Origin of the sequence: Stenotrophomonas sp. JAG2, assembly GCF_041080745.1 — a bacterium.
GTDB lineage: Bacteria > Pseudomonadota > Gammaproteobacteria > Xanthomonadales > Xanthomonadaceae > Stenotrophomonas > Stenotrophomonas maltophilia_AA.
On record NZ_JBEUMH010000002.1, the window covers coordinates 276,502 to 295,271 of the forward strand.

Sequence of the window (18,770 nt, forward strand, 5' to 3'; positions counted from 1 at the left end):
CGCACATCAGAAAGAACGAACGTCATGGACGCCGAGCGCGGTCAGCAGGGCCATGAACTTGGCAGCCGTTTCGGCTACCTCGAGATCGGGGTGTGAGTCCGCGACGATGCCGGCACCGGCATACAGGCGCACTTCGGTGCCCTGCACCCGTGCGCAGCGGATCGCCACGTACCAGTCGCCATCGCCCTGGGCATCGGTCCAGCCGACGGCGCCGGCGTAGAACCCCCGCGCGACCGGTTCGGCCCGGCGGATCAGCGCCAGCGCCTGCTGGCGCGGCGTACCGCACACCGCCGGGGTGGGATGCAGCAATGCGACCAGGGCGGCCGAGGACACCGAGGCGTCCTTCAACGTGCCATGGATGCGGGTACCGAGGTGCCACATGGTCGCGGTGGCATGCAGCGTCGGGCGCGGCTGCGCCTCGACGTGGTGGCACAGCGGGGCGAGCGCGGCGACGATGGCCTCGACCACGTGGCGGTGTTCGTCATGATCCTTGGCCGAGGCCAGGAGCGTTTCGGCGGCGCGCGCATCTTCGGCGGGATCGGCCGAACGACGGGCCGAACCCGCCAAGGGGTGCGACAGCACGCGGTCACCGCGCTTGGAGACCAGCAACTCTGGGGTCGCGCCGACCAGCCAGGCCGGGTCGGCCGCGCCCGCGGCGGGCACCGGCACCACGTAGGTGGCCACGCTGGGATCCTTGCCCAGACGCGCGGCCAGCACGCGCGGATGCAGCGGCTGCGCGGTGGTGACACGCAGGCTGCGCGCCAGCACGACTTTCTCCAGCGGACTGTCGCTGCGCTGCAGTTCGGTGACGGCCGTTGCCACTGCCTGCGCATACGCATCCGCAGACGGTTCAGCGACCACATCACCGACCAGCGTTGGCGTTTCCACACGGACTACCGTGGGCTGGCCGGACACCTGGTCCGGCTGATACAGCGCATCGCCCTGCTCGGGATCGAACGGCACCGCACCCACCAGCAAGCGCGGGCCGGAGCGCGGCGCGGCGAAGAACGCAGCGACGCGCTCGGCCAGCGTGGCGGTGGCGCCGGACGGCAGCCGCGCACGCACACCCTGCGCTTCCATCGCCTGCTGCGGGCTGCGCAGCAGGAAGTACGGCGCATCGGCGGCGTCGATGGCGGTGGTGTCGGTCATCTCTTCAGCTATTCCGCGGGCGAGCATCTCGTTCATGCCGCACCCCGCTCGCGGTGCACCGCTGCGGAGATGGCCAGGATCAGCAGCACCACGCCGACTAGCAGGTACGGCGCGCTCGGCGACCAGCGGTACAGCAGCGTGCCGATCATCGGCCCGACCACCATGCCCATGCCCTGCACCGACGCGACCGTGCCCGCGGCGGCGCCCTGCTCGTGAGCCTCCACCGAATCGGCGGCCAGCGCCTGGAAATTGGGGAACACGAAGCCCATGCCGAACGCCGCGAACGCATAGCTGGCCAGCAGCTGCCACGGCACGCTGACCAGCGCGACCGACGCAAAGCCCACCCCGGAGATCAGTGCGCCGACCAGGATCCAGCGCGTCGGGCGGATGTCCTTGAGCTTCATCACCAGGCCCTGCGCGAAGATCAGGCCCACGCCGACGGCAGTCAGGGCCAGCCCGGCGATGCGCGCGCCGTCTGCCGGCGACAGGCGCAGGCGGTCGATCGCGAAGAAGCCGACCGTCACCTGCGCGATGGTGACCGAGATCATCGCGGCGAACACCGCCAGCAGCGGCAGGCGCAGGCGTGCATCGCCGAGCCCGAGCGTCGGCTTGGGGCCGGTAGGCGTCGGCGCGACGGGGGGCGTATTCGGCAGCCGCCACCAGATCATCAGCAGCGACAGCAACGGCAACAACGCCGCCACATACAGCGTGAGCGAGAGATTCTTGTAAGCGATCCAACCGGCGGCGGCCGGGCCCAGCACCATGCCCAGTGCGTTGGCGGTGCCGAGCTTGGCCATGACGCTGCCGCGCTGCCCCGGGGCCGCCTGATCGGCAATGATGGCCGCGGCGGTCGGTGGCACGGCGGCATAGAACAGCCCGACCAGGGCACGCGTGCCGACCAGGACCAGCACGGAGAGCCAGATCGCCGGCGGTGAGGTCAGCGCCACATCGACGAACACCGCCAGCGCCACGTAGATCACCGCATAGGCCGCCAAGGCGATCAGCAGCACGCGCTTGCGGCCGATGCGATCGCTGAGCGCGCCCCATCGGCGTGCCGACAGCATCCACAACACACCCGCCGCCGTGACTGACAGGCCGGCGTGCCACTCGGCCAGGCCGAGCACCCGCACCACCGGGCCGATCACGGACACGAACGCCATCATCGCCATGGTGCCGAGCAAGGCGGCGGATACGAGGGCGGGCAAACCGGAAACGACAGGACGTGAAGACATTGAACACCACAGCCAATAAAAAGTTGAACCACGCGGTGCGCCAACGCGCGCGCGGTTCTGCCATCCGGTTGCGAACGCATCACCGCCCTGTGATCCATCAAATGATAACGGCTCGCATTTGCGTTTGATAGTGCAGGCTGTACCGGATGTTCATCTGCATGCCGGCCCGCCCCTGCGACAAAAAAGCACTACATCTTCGGTTGACGATCCACTCCAACCCCACTATGTTGTGTCCATCGGCTCCCCGCTTCCGCCAGGCCCGGTGCACCGTCTCGACGCCGCGTTGCTCTTGAACGCCCCGTCGTACCACCTGACCGGCGCCTGGAAGCAAGGCCCGTCGCCACCGATGTGAGCCTCTGGCGACGTATTCCTGCACACGCAGGGCCTGCCCACCCAACACGCCTTCTGTCCGGCTGCCGCTCGGCTCTGCCGCGCCGCCTGCTGGGCACTGCGCCATGCAAGGAGATCGCATGAACATCGACGACACCGTCGCCTCGACCCTCACCCCGCCCACCGATACCGCCTTTGATGCGGCCACCGCCAATGAAACGCTGTGGATCACCAAGGAAGGCGGCAACCGGCGCATGCCGTTCGACCAGGGGCGACTGGAGCGGACCGTGCACAGCGTGCACGCCGAGTTCCCGCAGCTGGACGTGGGCGACTACCTGCGCAGCGTGCTCGGGCAGATCGCACGCAGGCAACAGCTCAGCGCCGATGAGATGGTGGACCTGCTGATCCGCGAGGCGGAATCGCGCATCGATCTCACCGCGCCCGACTGGGAACACTTCGCCGCCCGGCTCTACCTGCGCCGCCTGTACAAGCGCGCCAGCAAGAACCGCTTCTACGATGCCACGCTGAAGTACGGCTCCTACGTGGGTCTGCAGGAGAGCCTGGCCGATCGCAACGTGTACTCGATCGATATCCTCAAGGCCTATTCCAAGGACGAACTGGAGGAAGCCGGGCAGATGATCGAGCCCGAGCGCGACACCCTGTTCGCCTACAACGGCCTGTATCTGCTGGCCACCCGCTATCTCGCCACCGATCATTCGCGTGCGGTGTATGAGCTGCCGCAGGAACGCTGGCTGACCATCGCGCTGTACCTGATGCAGCACGAACACGAGCACGGCGAGCGCTCACGGCGGCGGCGCATGCTGCTGGTGCGCGAGGCGTACTGGGCGCTGTCCAACCTGTACATGACGGTGGCGACGCCGACGCTGGCCAATGCCGGCAAGGTGGGCGGCCAGCTGTCGTCGTGCTTCATCGATACGGTGGACGACAGCCTGCAGGGCATCTACGACTCCAACACCGACGTGGCGCGCGTCTCCAAACACGGCGGTGGCGTGGGCGCCTATCTGGGGTATGTGCGCTCCGCCGGTTCTTCGATCCGAGGCGTGGCGAACTCCTCCGGCGGCGTGGTGCCGTGGATCAAGCAGCTCAACAACACCGCGGTAAGCGTGGATCAGCTGGGCCAGCGCAAGGGCGCGATCGCGGTGTACCTGGATGTCTGGCACCGCGACATCGAAGCCTTCCTCGATCTGCGCCTGAACAACGGCGACCAGCGCCTACGCGCGCACGATGTGTTCACCTCGGTGTGCCTGCCGGACCTGTTCATGGAGGCGGTCGAGCGGCGGGGTGACTGGTATCTGTTCGATCCGTATGAGGTGAAGCGGATCAAGGGTTGGTACCTGCAGGACTTCCACGATGAGCAGCGCGGCCAGGGCAGCTTCCGTGAGAAGTACGAGGAAGTGGTGGCCGACGAGCGCATCAGCCGGCGCACGATCAAGGCCATCGACCTGTTCAAGCGGATCATGGTCAGCCAGCTGGAGACCGGCAATCCCTTCATGTTCTACCGGGATGAAGTGAACCGGATGAACCCGAACAAGCATGCCGGCAGCATCTACTCCAGCAACCTGTGCACGGAGATCCTGCAGAACATGAGCCCCACCCGCATGATCCAGGAGATGATCAGCGGCGACCAGATCGTGACGACCAAACAGGCCGGCGATTTCGTGGTGTGCAACCTGTCCTCGATCAACCTGGGCCGCGCGGTCACGGCCGCCCCGGACCTGCTGACCACCGACGTGCTGGAGCGCCTGGTGCCGATCCAGGTGCGGATGCTGGACAACGTGATCGACCTCAACCAGCTGCCGGTGCCGCAGGCGACCATCACCAACCGCAAGTACCGCGCGATCGGCCTGGGCACGTTCGGCTGGCATCACCTGCTGGCCCTGCAGCAGATCGAGTGGAACTCGACCCAGGCAGAGGACTATGCGGACAGCCTGTACGAGCGCATCAACTACCTGACCATCCAGGCCAGCATGACGTTGGCCAAGGAAAAGGGCCGCTACAGCGCCTTCGTCGGCAGCGACTGGCAGAACGGCGAGTACTTCCGTGCCCGGGGCTACGTCAGCCCGGCCTGGCGCGAACTGGCGGCGCAGGTGGGGGTCAACGGCCTGCGCAATGGCTGGCTGATGGCGGTCGCCCCGAACATGAGCACCGCCCAGATCGCCGGCTCCACGGCCTCGATCGACCCGGTATACGGCGCGTTCTACTACGAAGAAAAGAAGGACTTCCGCCGCCCGGTCGCCGCACCGGGGCTGTCACTGGACACCTACCCGTACTACGAGAAAGGCGCGTACCGGGTGGACCAGTTCGCCAGCATCCGCCAGAACGCCCGTCGCCAGCGCCATGTGGACCAGTCGATCAGCTTCAACCTCTACGTGCCCAGCACCATCCGCGCCAGCACCCTGCTCGCGCTGCACATGAGCGCCTGGCGCGAGGGCCTGAAGACGACCTACTACGTGCGCTCGAACGACATCGACATAAGCGAGTGCGAATGGTGTGGTAGCTGACGACCGTTGGTCGTCAGCCCCGCACCGCCGCACCGCCCGCAAAGAACCAAGGACACACCCCATGGCCATCCCCCTCGAACGCATCAAGATCCTCGAACCGCGCCACCCCAACCGCTCCACCGGCATCATCAACGGCCGCACCAGCGGCATCCTCAACTGGAACGACATCCCCTACCCATCCTTCTACCGGGCGTACAAGGAGCTCTCGACCAACTTCTGGATTCCCGACGAAGTCGACATGAAGGGCGACGCACGCCAGTACGGTGAGCTCAACGCCCGCGAGAAGAACGCCTACGACTCCATCATCGGCCTGCTCGCCACGCTGGACTCGCCGCAGACGCGCTTCATCTACAACGTCGCCGAGTACATTACCGATCCCGCCGCGCACGCCAATGCCGCGATCATCGGCCAGCAGGAGGTGATCCACAACGAGAGCTACAGCTACGTGCTGGCCTCCATCGCCGGCCTGGCCGACCAGAACCGCGTCTTCGAGATCGCCCGCACCCACCCGACCATCCTCGCCCGCAACGCGCCAATCATGCAGTCCTACGACGACTTCATGCGCGAGAAGACCGCCGAGACGCTGATCCGTGCGCTGATCCAGTCCTCGATCCTGGAAGGCATCAACTTCTATTCCGGGTTCGCGTTCTTCTACAACCTGGTCCGCCAGAATCGCATGACCGGCACCGGCAAGATCATCAGCTTCATCAACCGCGACGAGCTGGCCCACACCAAGTTCATCAGCGAACTGATCCGCGCGATCATCGGCGAGAACCCGGCCCTGCAGGGCGAGCAGCTGACCGCCTATGTGCATGAAGCCTTCGAGCACGCCATCCAGCTGGAGACGCGCTGGACCGGTGAAGTGCTCGATGGCATCGACGGCATCGACGTGGACGAGATGATCCGCTACGTGAAGTACCGCGCCAACAAGATGGCCGGCATGCTCGGCATCGAGAAACTGTACAGCGAGACCAACGTCAACGTGATGCCGTGGATCAAGGCGTACGCCGACAATTTCACCGAAACCAAGACCGACTTCTTTGAGATGCGCAACGCCAGCTACAAGAAGACCAATTCGGACAATGGCTTCGACGATCTATAAGGCGCCCGGGCAGATGCAGATCCTGCTGGCTTTCGCCTCGCTGAGCGGCAACACCCGGGAGGTGGCGACGCTGATCCGGGCGCGCTGCGAAGCGCTGGGGCATCACGTGGACTGGCTCGACGTCGATGCCGGCGACGTGGCCGCCGTACTGGCGGACGCGGCACCGACCCTCTGCCTGCTCGGTTCCTGGACCGACAACGCCGGGCGTACCCCGTCGGAAATGAAGGACTGCGTCGCCGCGCTGCGTGACCGCTTCGGATTGCCGCTGCCGTTCCCGGTGGCGGTGTTCGGCACCGGCGAGACCCAATGGGGCGAGGAGTACTACTGCGGCGCCGCGCATCGGCTGGCGCGGTTCTTCACCTCGCGCTGCCCGGTGCTCGAAATCGAGCAGATGCCGCACGGCGCCGAGGATACCCACGCCATCCACCACTGGACCGACACCGTGTTGGCCCCTACCACGAGCACGACGACATGCTGACCCTGCACGCCCAGACCCCCGAGGATTACCACGCCGCCCTGCGCGAACATCCCGCCCTGCTGGTGGACTTCCACAAGGACGACTGCCCGGGATGCCGGATGCTGGAGATGTCGCTGGCAAGTGTTGCCGGCGCGATTCAAGACGCTGGCATGACCCTGCTGAAGGTGAGACTCGAAACGGTTGGAGAGGGATTGTTCCGCGAGCTCGGGCTGCGCCAGACCCCCACGTTGCTGGTGGTCCGCGACGGTCACGAAACCGCGCGGCTGGCGGGATTCCAGTCGCCGAAGCAGATTCTCGGCGTGCTCGGCGCTGGGTGACGCGCGCAGGGGATCGTCTGGTGCGGGCTTCAGCGCGTGCGTGCGATCGGCGCCGACAACAGCCCGCGACGCTTGAACCACCACTCCAGCGGCAGCGTGACCAGCGGCGGGACCGCCGCGGCCAGCGCCAGCAGTGCCGCCCACCAGGGCCAGCGCAGACGGATGGCGGCGAGCACCGAGACGACCACATAGACCATGAAGGCCACGCCGTGCACGGGCCCGAAGAGCTTGACCCCGACCGGCGTCGGATCGGCCGCCTGGTACTTGAAGTACATGCCGATCAACAGGCCGGCCCAGGTCAAGGCTTCAACGAAGGCGACCGTGGCGAATACGCGGCCCATAGGGCTGATTGGCGACGCATGCTTCAAGAGAGGCTCGGGGTCGTAACGGAAAGGACCCGCATCATAGCCAGTGACGGCGAGTGATGCGAATCATTCTCAGCCATGCTCGAGGGCGTCACGACCAACGGTCGTGACCCACCGTTTAGGGCGTGGCCCACCGTTTAGGTCGTGCCCCACCGATGTCGACGCGGGCGGTCGCAGCGCCGCCGCAAGACCTTCAGACAAACATGCCGCCCGATGCCTCCACCCGCTGCGCGTTGACCCATGCGGTCTGCGGCGACAGCAGTGCGACCGCCACCGGGCCGATGTCATCGGGCTTGCCCGGCCGGCCCATTGCGGTGATCGAGGACACCATCGCGTTGACCTGCGCATCGTCGCGCACGCGGCCGCCACCGAAGTCGGTTTCGATCGCGCCCGGTGCGAGTGTGTTGGCGCTGATGCCACGTGCGCCAAGCTCCTTCGCGAGGTAGCGGGTGAACACTTCGATGCCGCCCTTCATCATCGCGTAGGCCGAGCTGCCCGGCAGCGAGAAGCGCGCCAGTCCGCTGGAGACGTTGAGGATGCGGCCGCCGTCGGCGAGCAGCGGCAACAACGCCTGCGTCAGGAAGTACGGGCCCTTCAGATGCACGGCGACCAGCGCGTCGAACTGCGCGACCGTGGTGTCGGCAATCATCGCGTGCAGCCCTTCGCCGGCGTTGTTGAGCAGACCCTGCAGGTGGGTCTCGCCCCACCCGTCCAGCACGGTGCGGACCTGGCCGGCGAAGGCAGCAAACCCGGCGCTGTCGGCCATGTCCAGCGGAACGGCCGCAGCGCGACGCCCCAGCGCCTCGATCTGGGTGACAACTTGCTGGGCGGCCTCGGCCTGGCTGCGGTAGGTGAGCACGATGTCCGCGCCATCGGCGGCCAGCGCGAGGGCGGCATTGCGGCCGAGGCCACGGCTGCCGCCGGTGATCAGAACGATTCGGCGTGCGTTGCGCATGTCAGTCACCTGCTTGGATAAGGGAGGTCAGCGTATTGGCATTGCAGACCGGCATAAATCAGCGGATGCTGATTTGACTGTCCATACTTCGCAAACAATCCATGGATCGCCTCGATCAACTGCGCTGCTTCCTCCGGGTTGCCGAACTGGGCTCGTTCACCGGCGCGGCCGACAGCCTCGGCCTGCCCAAGGCCAGTGTGTCCCTCGCCGTGCAACGGCTGGAAGCGGAAGTGGGCGTGCAGCTGCTGCACCGGACCACGCGCCGGGTGCAGCTAACCGCCGATGGCGCCCAGTTCCAGGCGCGCGCGCACGATCTGCTGCACGAGATGGACGACCTGCAGGGCATGTTCCGGATCGATACCAGCCAGTTGAAGGGCCGCCTGCGCGTGGACATGTCCAGTGGGCTGGCCAGGCAACTGGTGATTCCTCAGCTGCCGGATTTCCTGGCCCGGCATCCGGGGGTGGAGATCGAGCTGAGCGGTACCGACCGCCGCGTCGATCTGATCCGCGAAGGCTTCGACTGCGTGCTGCGGGTCGGCCCGCTGGATGACAACACGCTGGTCGCCCGCCCACTCGGGCATCTGCCGATCATCAACTGCGCCAGCCCAGCGTATCTGGCCGCGCGCGGTACACCCACGACGCTGGACGACCTGGCCGGCCACGCCCTGATCCACTACGTCGGCACCCTGGGCCAGCGCTCGCCCGGGTTCGAGTACCCCGACGGTGAGGTCTATCGCAGCCTGCCGATGGGGGGCGCGGTGACGGTCAACAGCGGCGATGGATACACCGCGGCGGCGCTGGCCGGGCTGGGCATCATCCAGGTGCCACGACTGGGCGTCCGCCAGGCCCTGGCGGCGGGCACGCTGGTGGAGATTCTCACCGGGGTGAAGGCCGAGCCCATGCCGGTCACGCTGCTGTATGCCCAGCGCCGTCATCTGCCGCGCCGGGTGGCCGCGTTCATGGATTGGGCGGCGGCGGTGATCCGGCCGGAGCTGTTGCCGATGGCATGAGCGGGAGGCACGAGTGCCAGCTGAACGATCCAGCAGATATCGGCATATACGTGCATATTTAAGCAGACAAAGCGGCAGACTCTGCTACAGTGCGGACCACATACAGGCACTCCAACGCACATAGCTGCACATTCATGCAGCGCGATGGATTGCCTCCGCCCTGACCCGAGGTTACCCATGACCACCCAGGACGCCCTGCCGGGCGAACGCCAACAGACCATCCTGCGCCTGCTGCGCGAACACGGCCGCGTGATGTCGGCGCAGCTCGCCGTCGAGCTGCAGGTCTCGGAAGACTCGATCCGCCGCGACCTGCGCGAGCTGGCCGCGCAGGGCCTGTGCCGCAAGGTACATGGCGGTGCGCTGCCGGCGACCCCGACGTTCCCGGCGCTGGCCGAGCGCCACGAAAAGGACCACGAGCGCAAGCGCGCCCTGGGGCGTATCGCGGCCGCCCAGGTGCTGCCCGGCGAGCTGGTCTTCCTCGACGCCGGCTCGACCAACACGGCGTTCGCCACCTGCCTGCCCGAGCATCAGGGCATTCGCGTGGTGACCAACGCCCCGGATATCGCGCTGGCGTTGATGAGCCGCCCGGGCATCGAGGTCACGCTGATCGGCGGCCGCATGGACCCGCGCATCGGCGCGACCGTGGGCGCGCAGGCACTGGACGCGATCCGTGCATTGCGCGTGGACGTGTGCTTTGTCGGCACCTGCGCGGTGGATGCCGAGGCGGGCATCTGGGCGGTGGATGGCGAGGAGGCGACACTCAAGCGCGCCCTGATTGCCGCCAGCAGCCGCTGCGTGGTCGTCGCCACCAACGACAAGCTGGGCGCGCAGGCCGCGCACCGGATCGGCGATGTGGACCAGATCGACCTGCTGGTCGTGGAAGCGGACGCGCCAGCGGCACAGGTCGCGGCGTTCGAGCGCCGCGGTGTCTCCCTCCAGCACGCCGCGCAGCACTGAGGTCCGGAATCCATGTCGACGCTTTCTGCTTCTTCGTCCCTCCTCGCCCGTGGCCAGCAGCACGCCACCCGCGCCGCCTTCTTCCTGCCCGGCTTCGCCACCGCCGCCTGGGCGCCGCTGGTGCCGTTCGCCAAGAACCGCACGGGCCTGGATGAAGGCTCGCTGGGCCTGGTGCTGCTGTGCCTGGGCGCCGGTTCACTGCTGGCGATGCCGATCGCCGGGATGCTCGCCGCACGCCACGGCTGCCGTGCGGTGATGATCGCCACGCTGGTGATGGTGATCGCCACCCTGCCCCTGCTCGCCATCGCGCCCTCGCCGCTGACGTTGGGGGCGGTGCTGTTCGTGTTCGGTGCCGGCGTGGGCGCCTGCGATTGCGTGATGAACATGCAGGCGATCATGGTCGAGCGCGACAGCGGCCGGCCGATGATGTCCGGCTTCCACGCCTTCTACAGCATCGGCGGCGCGGTCGGTGCCGGCGCGATGACCGGCCTGCTTGCGGTCCACCTGCCGCCGTGGCTGGTGTGCCTGCTGGCCTCGGCGGTGATGGCGGCGCTGCTGGCGATCTCGCTGCCGTACTGGCGGACCGACAAGGCCCCCAGCGATGCGCCGATGTTCGCGGTGCCGCACGGGGTGGTGCTGGCGATCGGCGTGCTGTGTTTCGTGGCGTTCCTGGCCGAGGGCTCGGTGCTCGACTGGAGCGCGGTGTTCCTGCATGAAGTGCAGCAGGTCGACCCCTCCCGCGCCGGCCTGGGGTATCTGGCCTTCGCCATCGCGATGACCGTGACCCGGCTGGTCGGCGACGGCGTCGTGGCCCGGCTCGGCCGCCACCGTTCGATCCTGATCGGCAGCCTGGTGGCGGCGTCGGGCTTCGCCCTGGCGACGTTTGCGACCTGGATGCCGCTGGCCCTGTGCGGGTATGCGTTGGTCGGCCTCGGCTGCGCGAACATCGTCCCGGCGCTGTTCTCGATGGCGGGCAACCAGAAGGTCATGCCGGAAAGCCTGGCCATCCCGGCAATCACCACGCTCGGCTATGCAGGCGTGTTGGCCGGCCCGGCGCTGATCGGTTTCGTTGCGCAGGCCAGCAGCCTGGTGTTCGCCTTCAGCGCGGTGGCGGTGACGCTGGTGCTGGTGGGGCTGTGCGCGCGGTGGGTGAAGGCCTGACGGGCGTGCCGGACGATGGCGTTACCATCGGTCCACTGCCCACCGGATGCGCACCATGACGGCCCTGCCCTTCGATCCCCGCCCGCGCCGCGCGGCCTTCCGCGCACTGCATGAGGACGGCTGCTTCGTGCTGCCCAATCCGTGGGATGCCGGCAGCGCACGCTACCTGCACAGCCTCGGCTTCCATGCGCTGGCCTCGACCAGCTCCGGCTATGCGTGGAGCCAGGCGCAGGCCGATGGCACGCTGACCCTGGACGAAACGCTCGCGCATCTGCACAGCGTGGCCGCCGCGACCCCGCTCCCCTTGAATGCCGATTTCGGCGATGGCTTCGGCACGCTGGAGGATGTCGGCAGCAACGTCACCCGCGCCATCGCCACCGGGGTGGCGGGCATTTCCATCGAAGACGCCGGCCCCGATCCCGCCCATCCGCTGCGCACGCTGGAGGATGCCGTCGCACGGGTACGGGCCGCACGCCGTGCGATCGACGCATCCGGCGAGGACGTGCTGTTGATCGGCCGCGCCGAGAACTTCTTCGTCGGCCGCCCGGATCTGGACGATGCAATCACCCGCCTGCGGGCCTATGCCGACGCCGGCGCGGACTGTCTTTACGCGCCGGGCATCAGCACCCGCGAACAGATCGAGGCCGTCGTGGCTGCGGTGGCGCCGCGTCCGGTCAACCTGCTGGTCGGCAGCGCACTGCCCTTCACCCTGCAGGACATCGCCGGCATGGGCGTGCGCCGGGTCAGCGTGGGCGGTGCGATGGCGCGTACGGCCTGGGGCGGCATGATGCGCGCCTCGCAGTTGCTGATGGACGAGGGCCGCTTCGACGGGTTCGCCGACGCGGCCTCCGGGGCGGTGTTGAATCAGTTGTTCCGCTGATCAAACTCAGTGGCTGGACAGCACCACCACCGCACCGGTGACCAGCGCGATCCCCACCCAGCCGATCGGGCGGAGGCGGTTGCCGAACAGCACGCGCCCGCAGAGGGCCGTGCCGATCACCCCGATGGCGCCCCACATCGCATAGGCCGTGGCCAGGTCCATGGTCTTGACCGCCTGGCCGAGCAACGCGAAGGCAATCCAGACCAGCCCGATCGCGGCAACGCCCCACGCCGGCTTACGGAAGCCATCGGACTTGGCGACCATCATGTTGGCGGCGATGTCGATCAGCGCCGAGCACAGCACGAACAGGAACGCAGTGAGATTCATGACGTGTGCTCCTCACCGAGGGTGACGCAGACGATGCCGGCCGCCGCCATCACCAGCCCGATCATCTGCTGCACCGAGAGGCTGTCCTTGAACACGAACATGCCGACCAGCGTGAGCAGGGTCAGGCCGAGGCCCTCCCACACCGCGTAGGCCACACCGACCGCGATGCCGCGCACCGACAGTGCCAGGAAGTAATACGAAATGGCCAGGGCAACGGCCATCACGACATAGCCGAGATGGCCGCCATGACGGGCGGCATCGGCCATGAACGAGGTACCGACCACTTCGGCGACGATCGCCACGGTCAGGCAGGCCCAGGCGATCAGACCGCCACGGGCACGGGATTGCGAATGCACCTGTGTGTGCATGGAAAGCTCCTTGATTGCGGCCGGGGATGACACCCGAGCGGCGCCCACATTATCATCGCCTTTTCCATCACTCCAAAGATGGAATCCATCGACAAAGGCGATACATCCATGCGCTACGGCCCCGAATCCCTGCACGCCTTCGTCGAAGCCTCCGCACTCGGCTCGTTCTCCGCCGCCGCCCGCCGCCTGAAGAAGACCCAATCGACCATCAGCACCGCGATCGCCACGCTGGAGGCCGACCTGGGCCTCACCCTGTTCGATCGCAGCGGCCGCTATCCGGTCCTGACCGAAGACGGGCGCAAAGTGCTGGGCCATGCGCAGGAAATCCTCGCCGCCGCCGATCGCCTGGAGCAGCTCAGCATCCGGCTGGCCGACGAGGTCGAGCCGCGCCTCAGCCTGGTGTTCTCGGATATCTACCAGCTCAACCCCGACCAGCATCTGCTGCGCCGGTTCGAGCAGCGCTTCCCGGATATCGAGCTGGAATGGCTGGACGCCGAAGGCAGCGACGTGTTGGACGTGGTGCAACGTGGGCGCGCCCATCTCGGGCTGATCCCGCACCAGCCGGCGTACCCGTCCGAACTGGCGGTGCGCGCCCTGCCCCTGCGCGCGGACATGGCCATCTTCGTCGCCACCGGCCACCCGCTGGCGGCGCTGCCTGCGCCCGACGAATCGCATCTGGCCAGCCACCGCGAGATCTGCCTGAGCGGCGATGCCGCACGCGAGGGCCATGCACGCGGCCGCACCTGGTCGGCGTCGGATTACCTGATGGTGCTGGAGATGGCCGAGGACGGGTTCGGCTGGGCGGCGTTGCCGCGCTCGCTGGTGACGCGCTATGGCCGGGGCATGCTGATCGAACTGCCGTTGCCCGGCTGGCCGCGGCTGGTCTCCACCGATGCGGTATGGCACAAGGGGACGCCGCTGGGGCCGGCGGCGCTGTGGCTGCTGGATCAATTCCTGCTGCCGGCCCCCTGACGCGCGCCCTCAGGACGCGGCCTGCTCCCTGCGCTGCAACGCCGCCAGGGCGAGCAGCACGATGACGGCCATCCCCAGCGGGAATACGATCAGCGGCCACGCCGAGTCCCCGGGCAACGCCAGCACCACTGCGGTGCCGGCTACACCCACCAGCAGGCTCTCCACGCAGAAGTACACCGCGACAGCCAGGCCCGCCATGTCGTCGAACGCCTTCAACGCCCCATTGGCGGTCACCGCCACAGTGACCACGATGCCGACGGCCGACACCCACATCGGCAGGATGAACGTCACGAATGACGGCCGATCCAACCACTGTCCGGCGACGAGCAGGACCGCACCCATGACCAGCAGTCCCATGCCACGCGCCAGGCAGCCGCCCTCGCCCCAGCGCATCACGCCACGACGGACCCAGCGGGTGGTGACCACCATCACCAACGCCACCGTGGCGAACGCCAGGCTGAAGGCCAGCGGTGCGTAGCCCGCGCGCTCGATGAGAACACGCGGCGCGGTGGAGAAGAACACGAAGAACGTGCCCATCGCGGCACTGAAGCCCAGCGTGTAGGTCCAGAACCGCAGGCTGCGCAACACCCGCCCGACGTGTCGCGGCGACGCATCGGCCCGACTGGGGCGGGTTTCATGCCAGCCACGTGCTGCATTCGCCAGCGCAAGTGACGCAACCAACCCCAGAGCGATGAAAATCGCGCGCCAGCCCCACCCCCCGGCAAGCAGCGCGCCGAGAATCGGTCCCAACGCCGGGACGAAGGCAAGCATCGCGCTGAACACGGCGTAGATCGTCGTCCCTTCTTCACGATGGGCGTAGACGTCGCGCACGGTGGCAAAGGTCGCGACCAGCATCGCGGAGGCGCCCAGTGCCTGCAGCACGCGGAACATGATGAACATCGGCACGTCCGAGGAGGCGGCCATGCTGATCGAGGCGACTGCGAACAATCCTCCTCCTCCAAGAAGGACCGGGCGCCGGCCGAGCCGGTCGGCCAGCGGGCCGAACAGCAGTTGCCCCACGCCCAGCAGCACCATGTAGACACTCAGGGTGAGCTGGATGACTGCCGGCGTGGTGCCGAGCACCCTCGGCATCTCGGGTACGACGGGGAGATAGATATCCATCGCCAGCGAGGCCAGGATATCGAACGGTGCCATCAGCCGAAGCGCTGCAGGCAGGGAGTGGGTCCAGACAGGATTTCGAGCAGACATGCGTAAACCTCCGCGCAGTGAAGAACACAGCGCAGCGTCTGTCCTATCAGGCAATGCCGTTCGACAGAGCGCCGCAACAACGACCAGGGTTGTTGCGGCTTACTCGTCCGAGGACTTGGCGTTTCCCATGCAGTTACTCCCAGGCCGGATCAGCGGCCGACTGGATGTGCGATAGCGTAATCGATCGCCGCGCAGATCGCCGCCACCTGGGCGTCGTTGCACTGCTGTGGCGTGGCACGCGGGCTGTCCGGGTACACCTCGGTGGTGGTGGTATACCTCGCGCCACTGACACTGGCGCACAGGCCCAGTTTCTCCAGCGGATACTCGATCACCCCCGGCGCCACCACCGGCGAGCCGATGATCTCGCCCTTGTCGTCGGCCGGGGCGATATGGGTCACCCGCTCGACCGCCGCATTGACCGCGGTCTGGAACGCGGGCTGCGGGTTCTCACCGTCATCGACCAGATAGAAACCATCGGGAATCAGCCCCGGTTCGAACGGCTTGCCGTCGCGTGCGGCCAGGGCCGGGCGGAATTCGGTCTCATCCGTGTCGGTGGTTTCGTGCAGGTCGATGTGCATCGCGATGCTGCCGCGCAGCGGTGCGACCAAGGACATCAGCGCTGCGGATTCGGCCGCCGGGCTGTTGGCCATGAACGAGCGGTTCGGATCGATCGCATCGGCGTTCCAGCGCTGGATGCGCTCGTAACCCCAGGGGCTGACGCAGGGCACCACCAGCAGATTGGAGCGGCCGGCATACTCCCCTGCGCGGGTCTGCAGGAACTGCAGAGCGCCCTGCACGCCACTGGTTTCGTAACCATGAATACCGCCGGTGACCAGCATCGTCGGCAGCGCCGAATTCCAGTCGCGGCTGCGCACCGCGAACAGAGGGTACTGGTCCGGCGCGTAGTCCAGCGTGCCGTACTGGCTCACATCGAAGTGGCTGCGCAGGGCCTCGACGGCTGGCAGCACGTCCTCAGCATAGCGCCGCTGCGGCACCTGGCGGGCACGCCACTGCGCCTTCTCCGCTGCGCCCCACGGCTGGCCGGGGGTGCCGATGGGATAGAAGGAAGCGTCGTTCATGGCGTGCTCGTCTGTGTTGCGGTGTGGAACGGCGATTTTACCATCGCCTTCAGCATCGCCGCGCAGGGCTGCCCGCTTACGTCGGGGCAAGCTGCGCGACGGCGTCCTCCACCGGCCGGTCGCCTTCGGTGAGCTCGATGATCGTGCGGCGCACCTCGGGGTGCTCGACCAGCGCGACCAGCGTGGCAGCCACATCGGCGCGTGGGATATCGCCGTACGCAATCGCCGGGCCGGCGCTGACCCGGCCCGTGCCGGGCGCATCGCTCAAGGTGCCGGGACGCAGGATCACCCAGTCCAGATCGGTGGCGGTCAGATACACATCGGCACGCTTCTTGACCGTCATGTAATTCTCGAAGCCCTCGCCCATAGCCTTGTTGCGGCCCGCTTCCGGGAATGCCGAAACCAGCAGGAAGCGAGGTACACCCGCCTGCCGGGCGGCATCGACCGCGAGCTCGAGGCCGCGGCCATCGATGGCGTTGGTCACTTCCACGCCTGCGCCACCCGCACCGGCGGTGAACACCACCAGGTCACTGCCGGCCATCTGCGCGGCCAGTGCAGCCACGTCGGTGTTGGTGAGATCACCGGTGACCGGCGTAGCGCCCAAGGCCTCCAGTTCAGCGCCCTGCTCAGCGCGGCGATGCAGTGCGATCACGCGATGCTGTTTGTCGGCCAGCTGCTTGACCAGGTGACGGCCGACCTTGCCGGCCGCGCCGACGATGAAGACAGTGCTCAAGACGGTTCTCCTGTTTCAATCGACCTGCAAGGGTACGCAGGCGGATGTGACACGACCGTCCCGACACGCGCCGTCGTTCAGCCGCCGCTGTACTGCGCGTCGCTGACCTGCTCCATCCACGTCACCGGCGAACCGTCGACCGCTTCGGCGATCGCGATATGCGTCATCGCGGTAGCGGCCTTCGCGCCATGCCAGTGCTTGACGCCCGGCGGGATCCAGACGATGTCGCCGGGTCGGATCTCGCGCGCGGGCTCGCCCCATTCCTGCACGCTGCCCACGCCCGCGGTGACGATCAGGGTCTGGCCCAGCGGATGGGTATGCCACGCGGTGCGTGCGCCGGGCTCGAAGGTGACAGTGGCTCCGCCGACCCGTGCGGGCGCATCGGTCTGGAACGGCGCATCGATGCGCACCTTGCCGGTGAAATAGTCCGCCGGACCGGCCGCCGAGGCGGTGGTGCCCGCGCTGGTGATGCGGATGGGCGCGGTTTCGGTGGGCATGGCGCGATCTCCTGAAGGAACGGCGCAGCTCGCCGCGGACCCTCACTGTAGGCGCGCGGCCGCACCGGGACTAGCCGCCACAACCGGCATGCAGTCATGAGCCCAGCTCATCAATGGATCAGGGGCGCAGCAGCACCTTGCCGTTGCGGCCCGGCTCCAGGCTGGCCTTGGCGGCATCGCCGACCTCATCCAGCCCGAACACGCCGTCCACCGGCAGGCTCAATCCACCGCGGGCGGCCAGCTGCAGCAGTTCGCCGACCAGCCGACGCTTGTCCTCCGGCGCCATGGCCTGGCTGACCTTGCTGCCCCAGAAGCCCTTTACCGTGGCCTGCTTAAAGATCACGTCGCCCGAGCTGAGCTGCATCGGCTCGCCGGTCATCGAGCCGAACGAGACCAGCGTGCCGCCATCGCCGAGCAGCGTCATCAGCTCGCTGCTCGCGCGCCCGCCGACCGAGTCGACTGCGGCGGCGATCGAGGCGCCGCCGGTCGCGGCCTGCACCTGCGCCATCCAGTCCGACTGCGCAGTGGAGATGGTGTGTTCGATACCGAGTTCGCTCATCTCGGCCACGCCGGCGTCGCGCCGCACCAGGTTGATGCAGTGCACGCCGCGCGCCTTGGCCAGCATCGCCAGCGCCTTGCCGACCGCGCCGTTCGCTGCATTCTGGAGGATCCACTGGCCTTGCTTCACCTGCAGGAATTCCAGCAGCATCAGCGCGCTCAGCGGCATGGCGATCAGCTGCGCGGCGGTGTTGTCATCGATGCTGTCCGGCATCGGAATGACCATGCGTGCCGGCGCGATGAAGGACTCGGCCCAGGTGCCATGCACCGAGGCGGCGCTGACGCGCTGGCCAATCTTCAGGCCTTCGACGCCCTCGCCCAGCGCGTCGATCACGCCGGTCCCTTCGCTGCCACCGATCGCCGGCAGCTCGGGCTTGTAGCCGTACTGGCCGCGCACGGTCCACAGGTCGTGGTTGTGGATGGGCGCCAGCACGGTGCGAATGCGCACCTCGCCGGCCGCCGGGGTCGGCTCCGGCACGTCGCCGCCGTGCAGCACCTGGGTGGGATCACCAAAGGTGGTATGGATCGCAGCGCGCATCAGCAACGCTCCTTCTTCACGATGTTCATGG

Annotated in this window: 20 protein-coding genes; 9 read left to right on the forward strand and 11 right to left on the reverse strand. The window is 67.5% G+C overall.

From position 1 onward, the window contains the following. Nucleotides 1–6 precede the first annotated feature (6 nt). Entirely contained in the window at nt 7–1,185 is a 1,179-nt protein-coding gene (locus tag AB9O74_RS03360; RefSeq protein ID WP_369348422.1) for an isochorismate synthase MenF, read from the reverse strand. Then, nucleotides 1,182–2,381, reverse strand: coding sequence for an MFS transporter (locus AB9O74_RS03365; protein WP_369348423.1), 1,200 nt, complete (start codon nt 2,379–2,381; stop codon nt 1,182–1,184). Before AB9O74_RS03365 ends, AB9O74_RS03360 begins: the two co-directional genes overlap by 4 nt. Nucleotides 2,382–2,836: 455 nt before the next feature. On the opposite strand from AB9O74_RS03365, the gene AB9O74_RS03370 reads away from it, so the two are divergent. From AB9O74_RS03370 to AB9O74_RS03385, 4 genes are all read left to right on the forward strand, one after another. Then, complete coding sequence (locus AB9O74_RS03370; protein WP_369348424.1) at nt 2,837–5,233, forward strand: ribonucleoside-diphosphate reductase subunit alpha; 2,397 nt, start codon at nt 2,837–2,839, stop codon at nt 5,231–5,233. A gap of 61 nt (nt 5,234–5,294) precedes the next feature. Next, complete coding sequence (locus AB9O74_RS03375) at nt 5,295–6,335, forward strand: ribonucleotide-diphosphate reductase subunit beta (RefSeq protein WP_070425230.1); 1,041 nt, start codon at nt 5,295–5,297, stop codon at nt 6,333–6,335. Between the two features lie 13 nt (nt 6,336–6,348). Further along, a complete protein-coding gene (locus AB9O74_RS03380; RefSeq protein WP_369348425.1) occupies nt 6,349–6,813 on the forward strand; it encodes a flavodoxin in 465 nt (154 codons plus the stop codon). Further along, nucleotides 6,807–7,130: a thioredoxin family protein gene (locus AB9O74_RS03385; protein WP_176988796.1), complete on the forward strand. Its 324-nt coding sequence runs from the start codon at nt 6,807–6,809 to the stop codon at nt 7,128–7,130. Before AB9O74_RS03380 ends, AB9O74_RS03385 begins: the two co-directional genes overlap by 7 nt. Before the next feature lie 29 nt (nt 7,131–7,159). Here AB9O74_RS03385 and AB9O74_RS03390 read toward each other — a convergent pair whose 3' ends face one another. Both AB9O74_RS03390 and AB9O74_RS03395 read right to left on the reverse strand, forming a co-directional pair. After that, nucleotides 7,160–7,471 (reverse strand): DUF3817 domain-containing protein, encoded by a 312-nt coding sequence (locus AB9O74_RS03390; RefSeq protein ID WP_369348426.1) that lies wholly within the window; start codon nt 7,469–7,471, stop codon nt 7,160–7,162. Between the two features lie 217 nt (nt 7,472–7,688). Next, complete coding sequence (locus AB9O74_RS03395) at nt 7,689–8,450, reverse strand: SDR family NAD(P)-dependent oxidoreductase (protein ID WP_369348427.1); 762 nt, start codon at nt 8,448–8,450, stop codon at nt 7,689–7,691. 101 nt (nt 8,451–8,551) lie between these two features. Here AB9O74_RS03395 and AB9O74_RS03400 point away from each other — a divergent pair, with 101 nt between their 5' ends. The 4 genes from AB9O74_RS03400 to AB9O74_RS03415 all read left to right on the forward strand — a co-directional run bounded on the left by AB9O74_RS03400 (nt 8,552) and on the right by AB9O74_RS03415 (nt 12,458). Then, nucleotides 8,552–9,460 carry a LysR family transcriptional regulator gene (locus tag AB9O74_RS03400; protein ID WP_346488269.1) on the forward strand — a complete coding sequence of 303 codons (909 nt, stop codon included), beginning with the start codon at nt 8,552–8,554 and terminating at the stop codon, nt 9,458–9,460. A 177-nt stretch (nt 9,461–9,637) separates the two neighbouring features. Next, a complete protein-coding gene (locus AB9O74_RS03405) occupies nt 9,638–10,417 on the forward strand; it encodes a DeoR/GlpR family DNA-binding transcription regulator (protein WP_369348428.1) in 780 nt (259 codons plus the stop codon). A gap of 12 nt (nt 10,418–10,429) precedes the next feature. Next, entirely contained in the window at nt 10,430–11,578 is a 1,149-nt protein-coding gene (locus tag AB9O74_RS03410) for an MFS transporter (protein WP_369348429.1), read from the forward strand. Nucleotides 11,579–11,633: 55 nt separating this feature from the next. Further along, nucleotides 11,634–12,458: an oxaloacetate decarboxylase gene (locus AB9O74_RS03415; protein WP_369348430.1), complete on the forward strand. Its 825-nt coding sequence runs from the start codon at nt 11,634–11,636 to the stop codon at nt 12,456–12,458. 6 nt (nt 12,459–12,464) lie between these two features. Here AB9O74_RS03415 and AB9O74_RS03420 read toward each other — a convergent pair whose 3' ends face one another. Together AB9O74_RS03420 and AB9O74_RS03425 are read right to left on the reverse strand one after the other, a co-directional pair. Further along, nucleotides 12,465–12,785 (reverse strand): multidrug efflux SMR transporter, encoded by a 321-nt coding sequence (locus tag AB9O74_RS03420; RefSeq protein ID WP_346477377.1) that lies wholly within the window; start codon nt 12,783–12,785, stop codon nt 12,465–12,467. Further along, complete coding sequence (locus AB9O74_RS03425) at nt 12,782–13,153, reverse strand: multidrug efflux SMR transporter (protein WP_369348431.1); 372 nt, start codon at nt 13,151–13,153, stop codon at nt 12,782–12,784. Before AB9O74_RS03425 ends, AB9O74_RS03420 begins: the two co-directional genes overlap by 4 nt. Nucleotides 13,154–13,261: 108 nt before the next feature. Here AB9O74_RS03425 and AB9O74_RS03430 point away from each other — a divergent pair, with 108 nt between their 5' ends. After that, the gene (locus AB9O74_RS03430; protein ID WP_369348432.1) at nt 13,262–14,125 is read left to right on the forward strand and encodes a LysR family transcriptional regulator; all 864 of its coding nucleotides are present in this window, start codon (nt 13,262–13,264) and stop codon (nt 14,123–14,125) included. A gap of 9 nt (nt 14,126–14,134) precedes the next feature. Here AB9O74_RS03430 and cml read toward each other — a convergent pair whose 3' ends face one another. The 5 genes from cml to AB9O74_RS03455 form a co-directional block, all read right to left on the reverse strand. Next, entirely contained in the window at nt 14,135–15,334 is a 1,200-nt protein-coding gene (cml, locus tag AB9O74_RS03435; protein WP_369348433.1) for a CmlA/FloR family chloramphenicol efflux MFS transporter, read from the reverse strand. Between the two features lie 149 nt (nt 15,335–15,483). Then, nucleotides 15,484–16,413, reverse strand: a complete 930-nt coding sequence (locus AB9O74_RS03440; protein WP_369348434.1) for a M14 family metallocarboxypeptidase — start codon at nt 16,411–16,413, stop codon at nt 15,484–15,486. A gap of 76 nt (nt 16,414–16,489) precedes the next feature. Continuing rightward, nucleotides 16,490–17,146 (reverse strand): SDR family oxidoreductase, encoded by a 657-nt coding sequence (locus AB9O74_RS03445; protein ID WP_369348435.1) that lies wholly within the window; start codon nt 17,144–17,146, stop codon nt 16,490–16,492. Nucleotides 17,147–17,223: 77 nt separating this feature from the next. Beyond that, nucleotides 17,224–17,643 carry a cupin domain-containing protein gene (locus AB9O74_RS03450; RefSeq protein WP_346488041.1) on the reverse strand — a complete coding sequence of 140 codons (420 nt, stop codon included), beginning with the start codon at nt 17,641–17,643 and terminating at the stop codon, nt 17,224–17,226. Between the two features lie 118 nt (nt 17,644–17,761). Continuing rightward, complete coding sequence (locus AB9O74_RS03455) at nt 17,762–18,739, reverse strand: zinc-binding dehydrogenase (protein WP_369348436.1); 978 nt, start codon at nt 18,737–18,739, stop codon at nt 17,762–17,764. Nucleotides 18,740–18,770 lie beyond the last annotated feature (31 nt).

Coding starts and splice junctions, on each gene's coding strand:
- AB9O74_RS03395 (WP_369348427.1), bottom strand. CDS start 8,450: ATGCGCAACGCACGCCGAATCGTTCTGATCACCGGCGGCAGCCGTGGC.
- cml (WP_369348433.1), bottom strand. CDS start 15,334: ATGTCTGCTCGAAATCCTGTCTGGACCCACTCCCTGCCTGCAGCGCTT.
- AB9O74_RS03380 (WP_369348425.1), top strand. CDS start 6,349: ATGCAGATCCTGCTGGCTTTCGCCTCGCTGAGCGGCAACACCCGGGAG.
- AB9O74_RS03455 (WP_369348436.1), bottom strand. CDS start 18,739: ATGCGCGCTGCGATCCATACCACCTTTGGTGATCCCACCCAGGTGCTG.
- AB9O74_RS03370 (WP_369348424.1), top strand. CDS start 2,837: ATGCAAGGAGATCGCATGAACATCGACGACACCGTCGCCTCGACCCTC.
- AB9O74_RS03405 (WP_369348428.1), top strand. CDS start 9,638: ATGACCACCCAGGACGCCCTGCCGGGCGAACGCCAACAGACCATCCTG.
- AB9O74_RS03400 (WP_346488269.1), top strand. CDS start 8,552: ATGGATCGCCTCGATCAACTGCGCTGCTTCCTCCGGGTTGCCGAACTG.
- AB9O74_RS03390 (WP_369348426.1), bottom strand. CDS start 7,471: ATGGGCCGCGTATTCGCCACGGTCGCCTTCGTTGAAGCCTTGACCTGG.
- AB9O74_RS03360 (WP_369348422.1), bottom strand. CDS start 1,185: ATGAACGAGATGCTCGCCCGCGGAATAGCTGAAGAGATGACCGACACC.
- AB9O74_RS03385 (WP_176988796.1), top strand. CDS start 6,807: ATGCTGACCCTGCACGCCCAGACCCCCGAGGATTACCACGCCGCCCTG.
- AB9O74_RS03415 (WP_369348430.1), top strand. CDS start 11,634: ATGACGGCCCTGCCCTTCGATCCCCGCCCGCGCCGCGCGGCCTTCCGC.
- AB9O74_RS03430 (WP_369348432.1), top strand. CDS start 13,262: ATGCGCTACGGCCCCGAATCCCTGCACGCCTTCGTCGAAGCCTCCGCA.
- AB9O74_RS03440 (WP_369348434.1), bottom strand. CDS start 16,413: ATGAACGACGCTTCCTTCTATCCCATCGGCACCCCCGGCCAGCCGTGG.
- AB9O74_RS03420 (WP_346477377.1), bottom strand. CDS start 12,785: ATGAATCTCACTGCGTTCCTGTTCGTGCTGTGCTCGGCGCTGATCGAC.
- AB9O74_RS03410 (WP_369348429.1), top strand. CDS start 10,430: ATGTCGACGCTTTCTGCTTCTTCGTCCCTCCTCGCCCGTGGCCAGCAG.
- AB9O74_RS03375 (WP_070425230.1), top strand. CDS start 5,295: ATGGCCATCCCCCTCGAACGCATCAAGATCCTCGAACCGCGCCACCCC.
- AB9O74_RS03450 (WP_346488041.1), bottom strand. CDS start 17,643: ATGCCCACCGAAACCGCGCCCATCCGCATCACCAGCGCGGGCACCACC.
- AB9O74_RS03425 (WP_369348431.1), bottom strand. CDS start 13,153: ATGCACACACAGGTGCATTCGCAATCCCGTGCCCGTGGCGGTCTGATC.
- AB9O74_RS03365 (WP_369348423.1), bottom strand. CDS start 2,381: ATGTCTTCACGTCCTGTCGTTTCCGGTTTGCCCGCCCTCGTATCCGCC.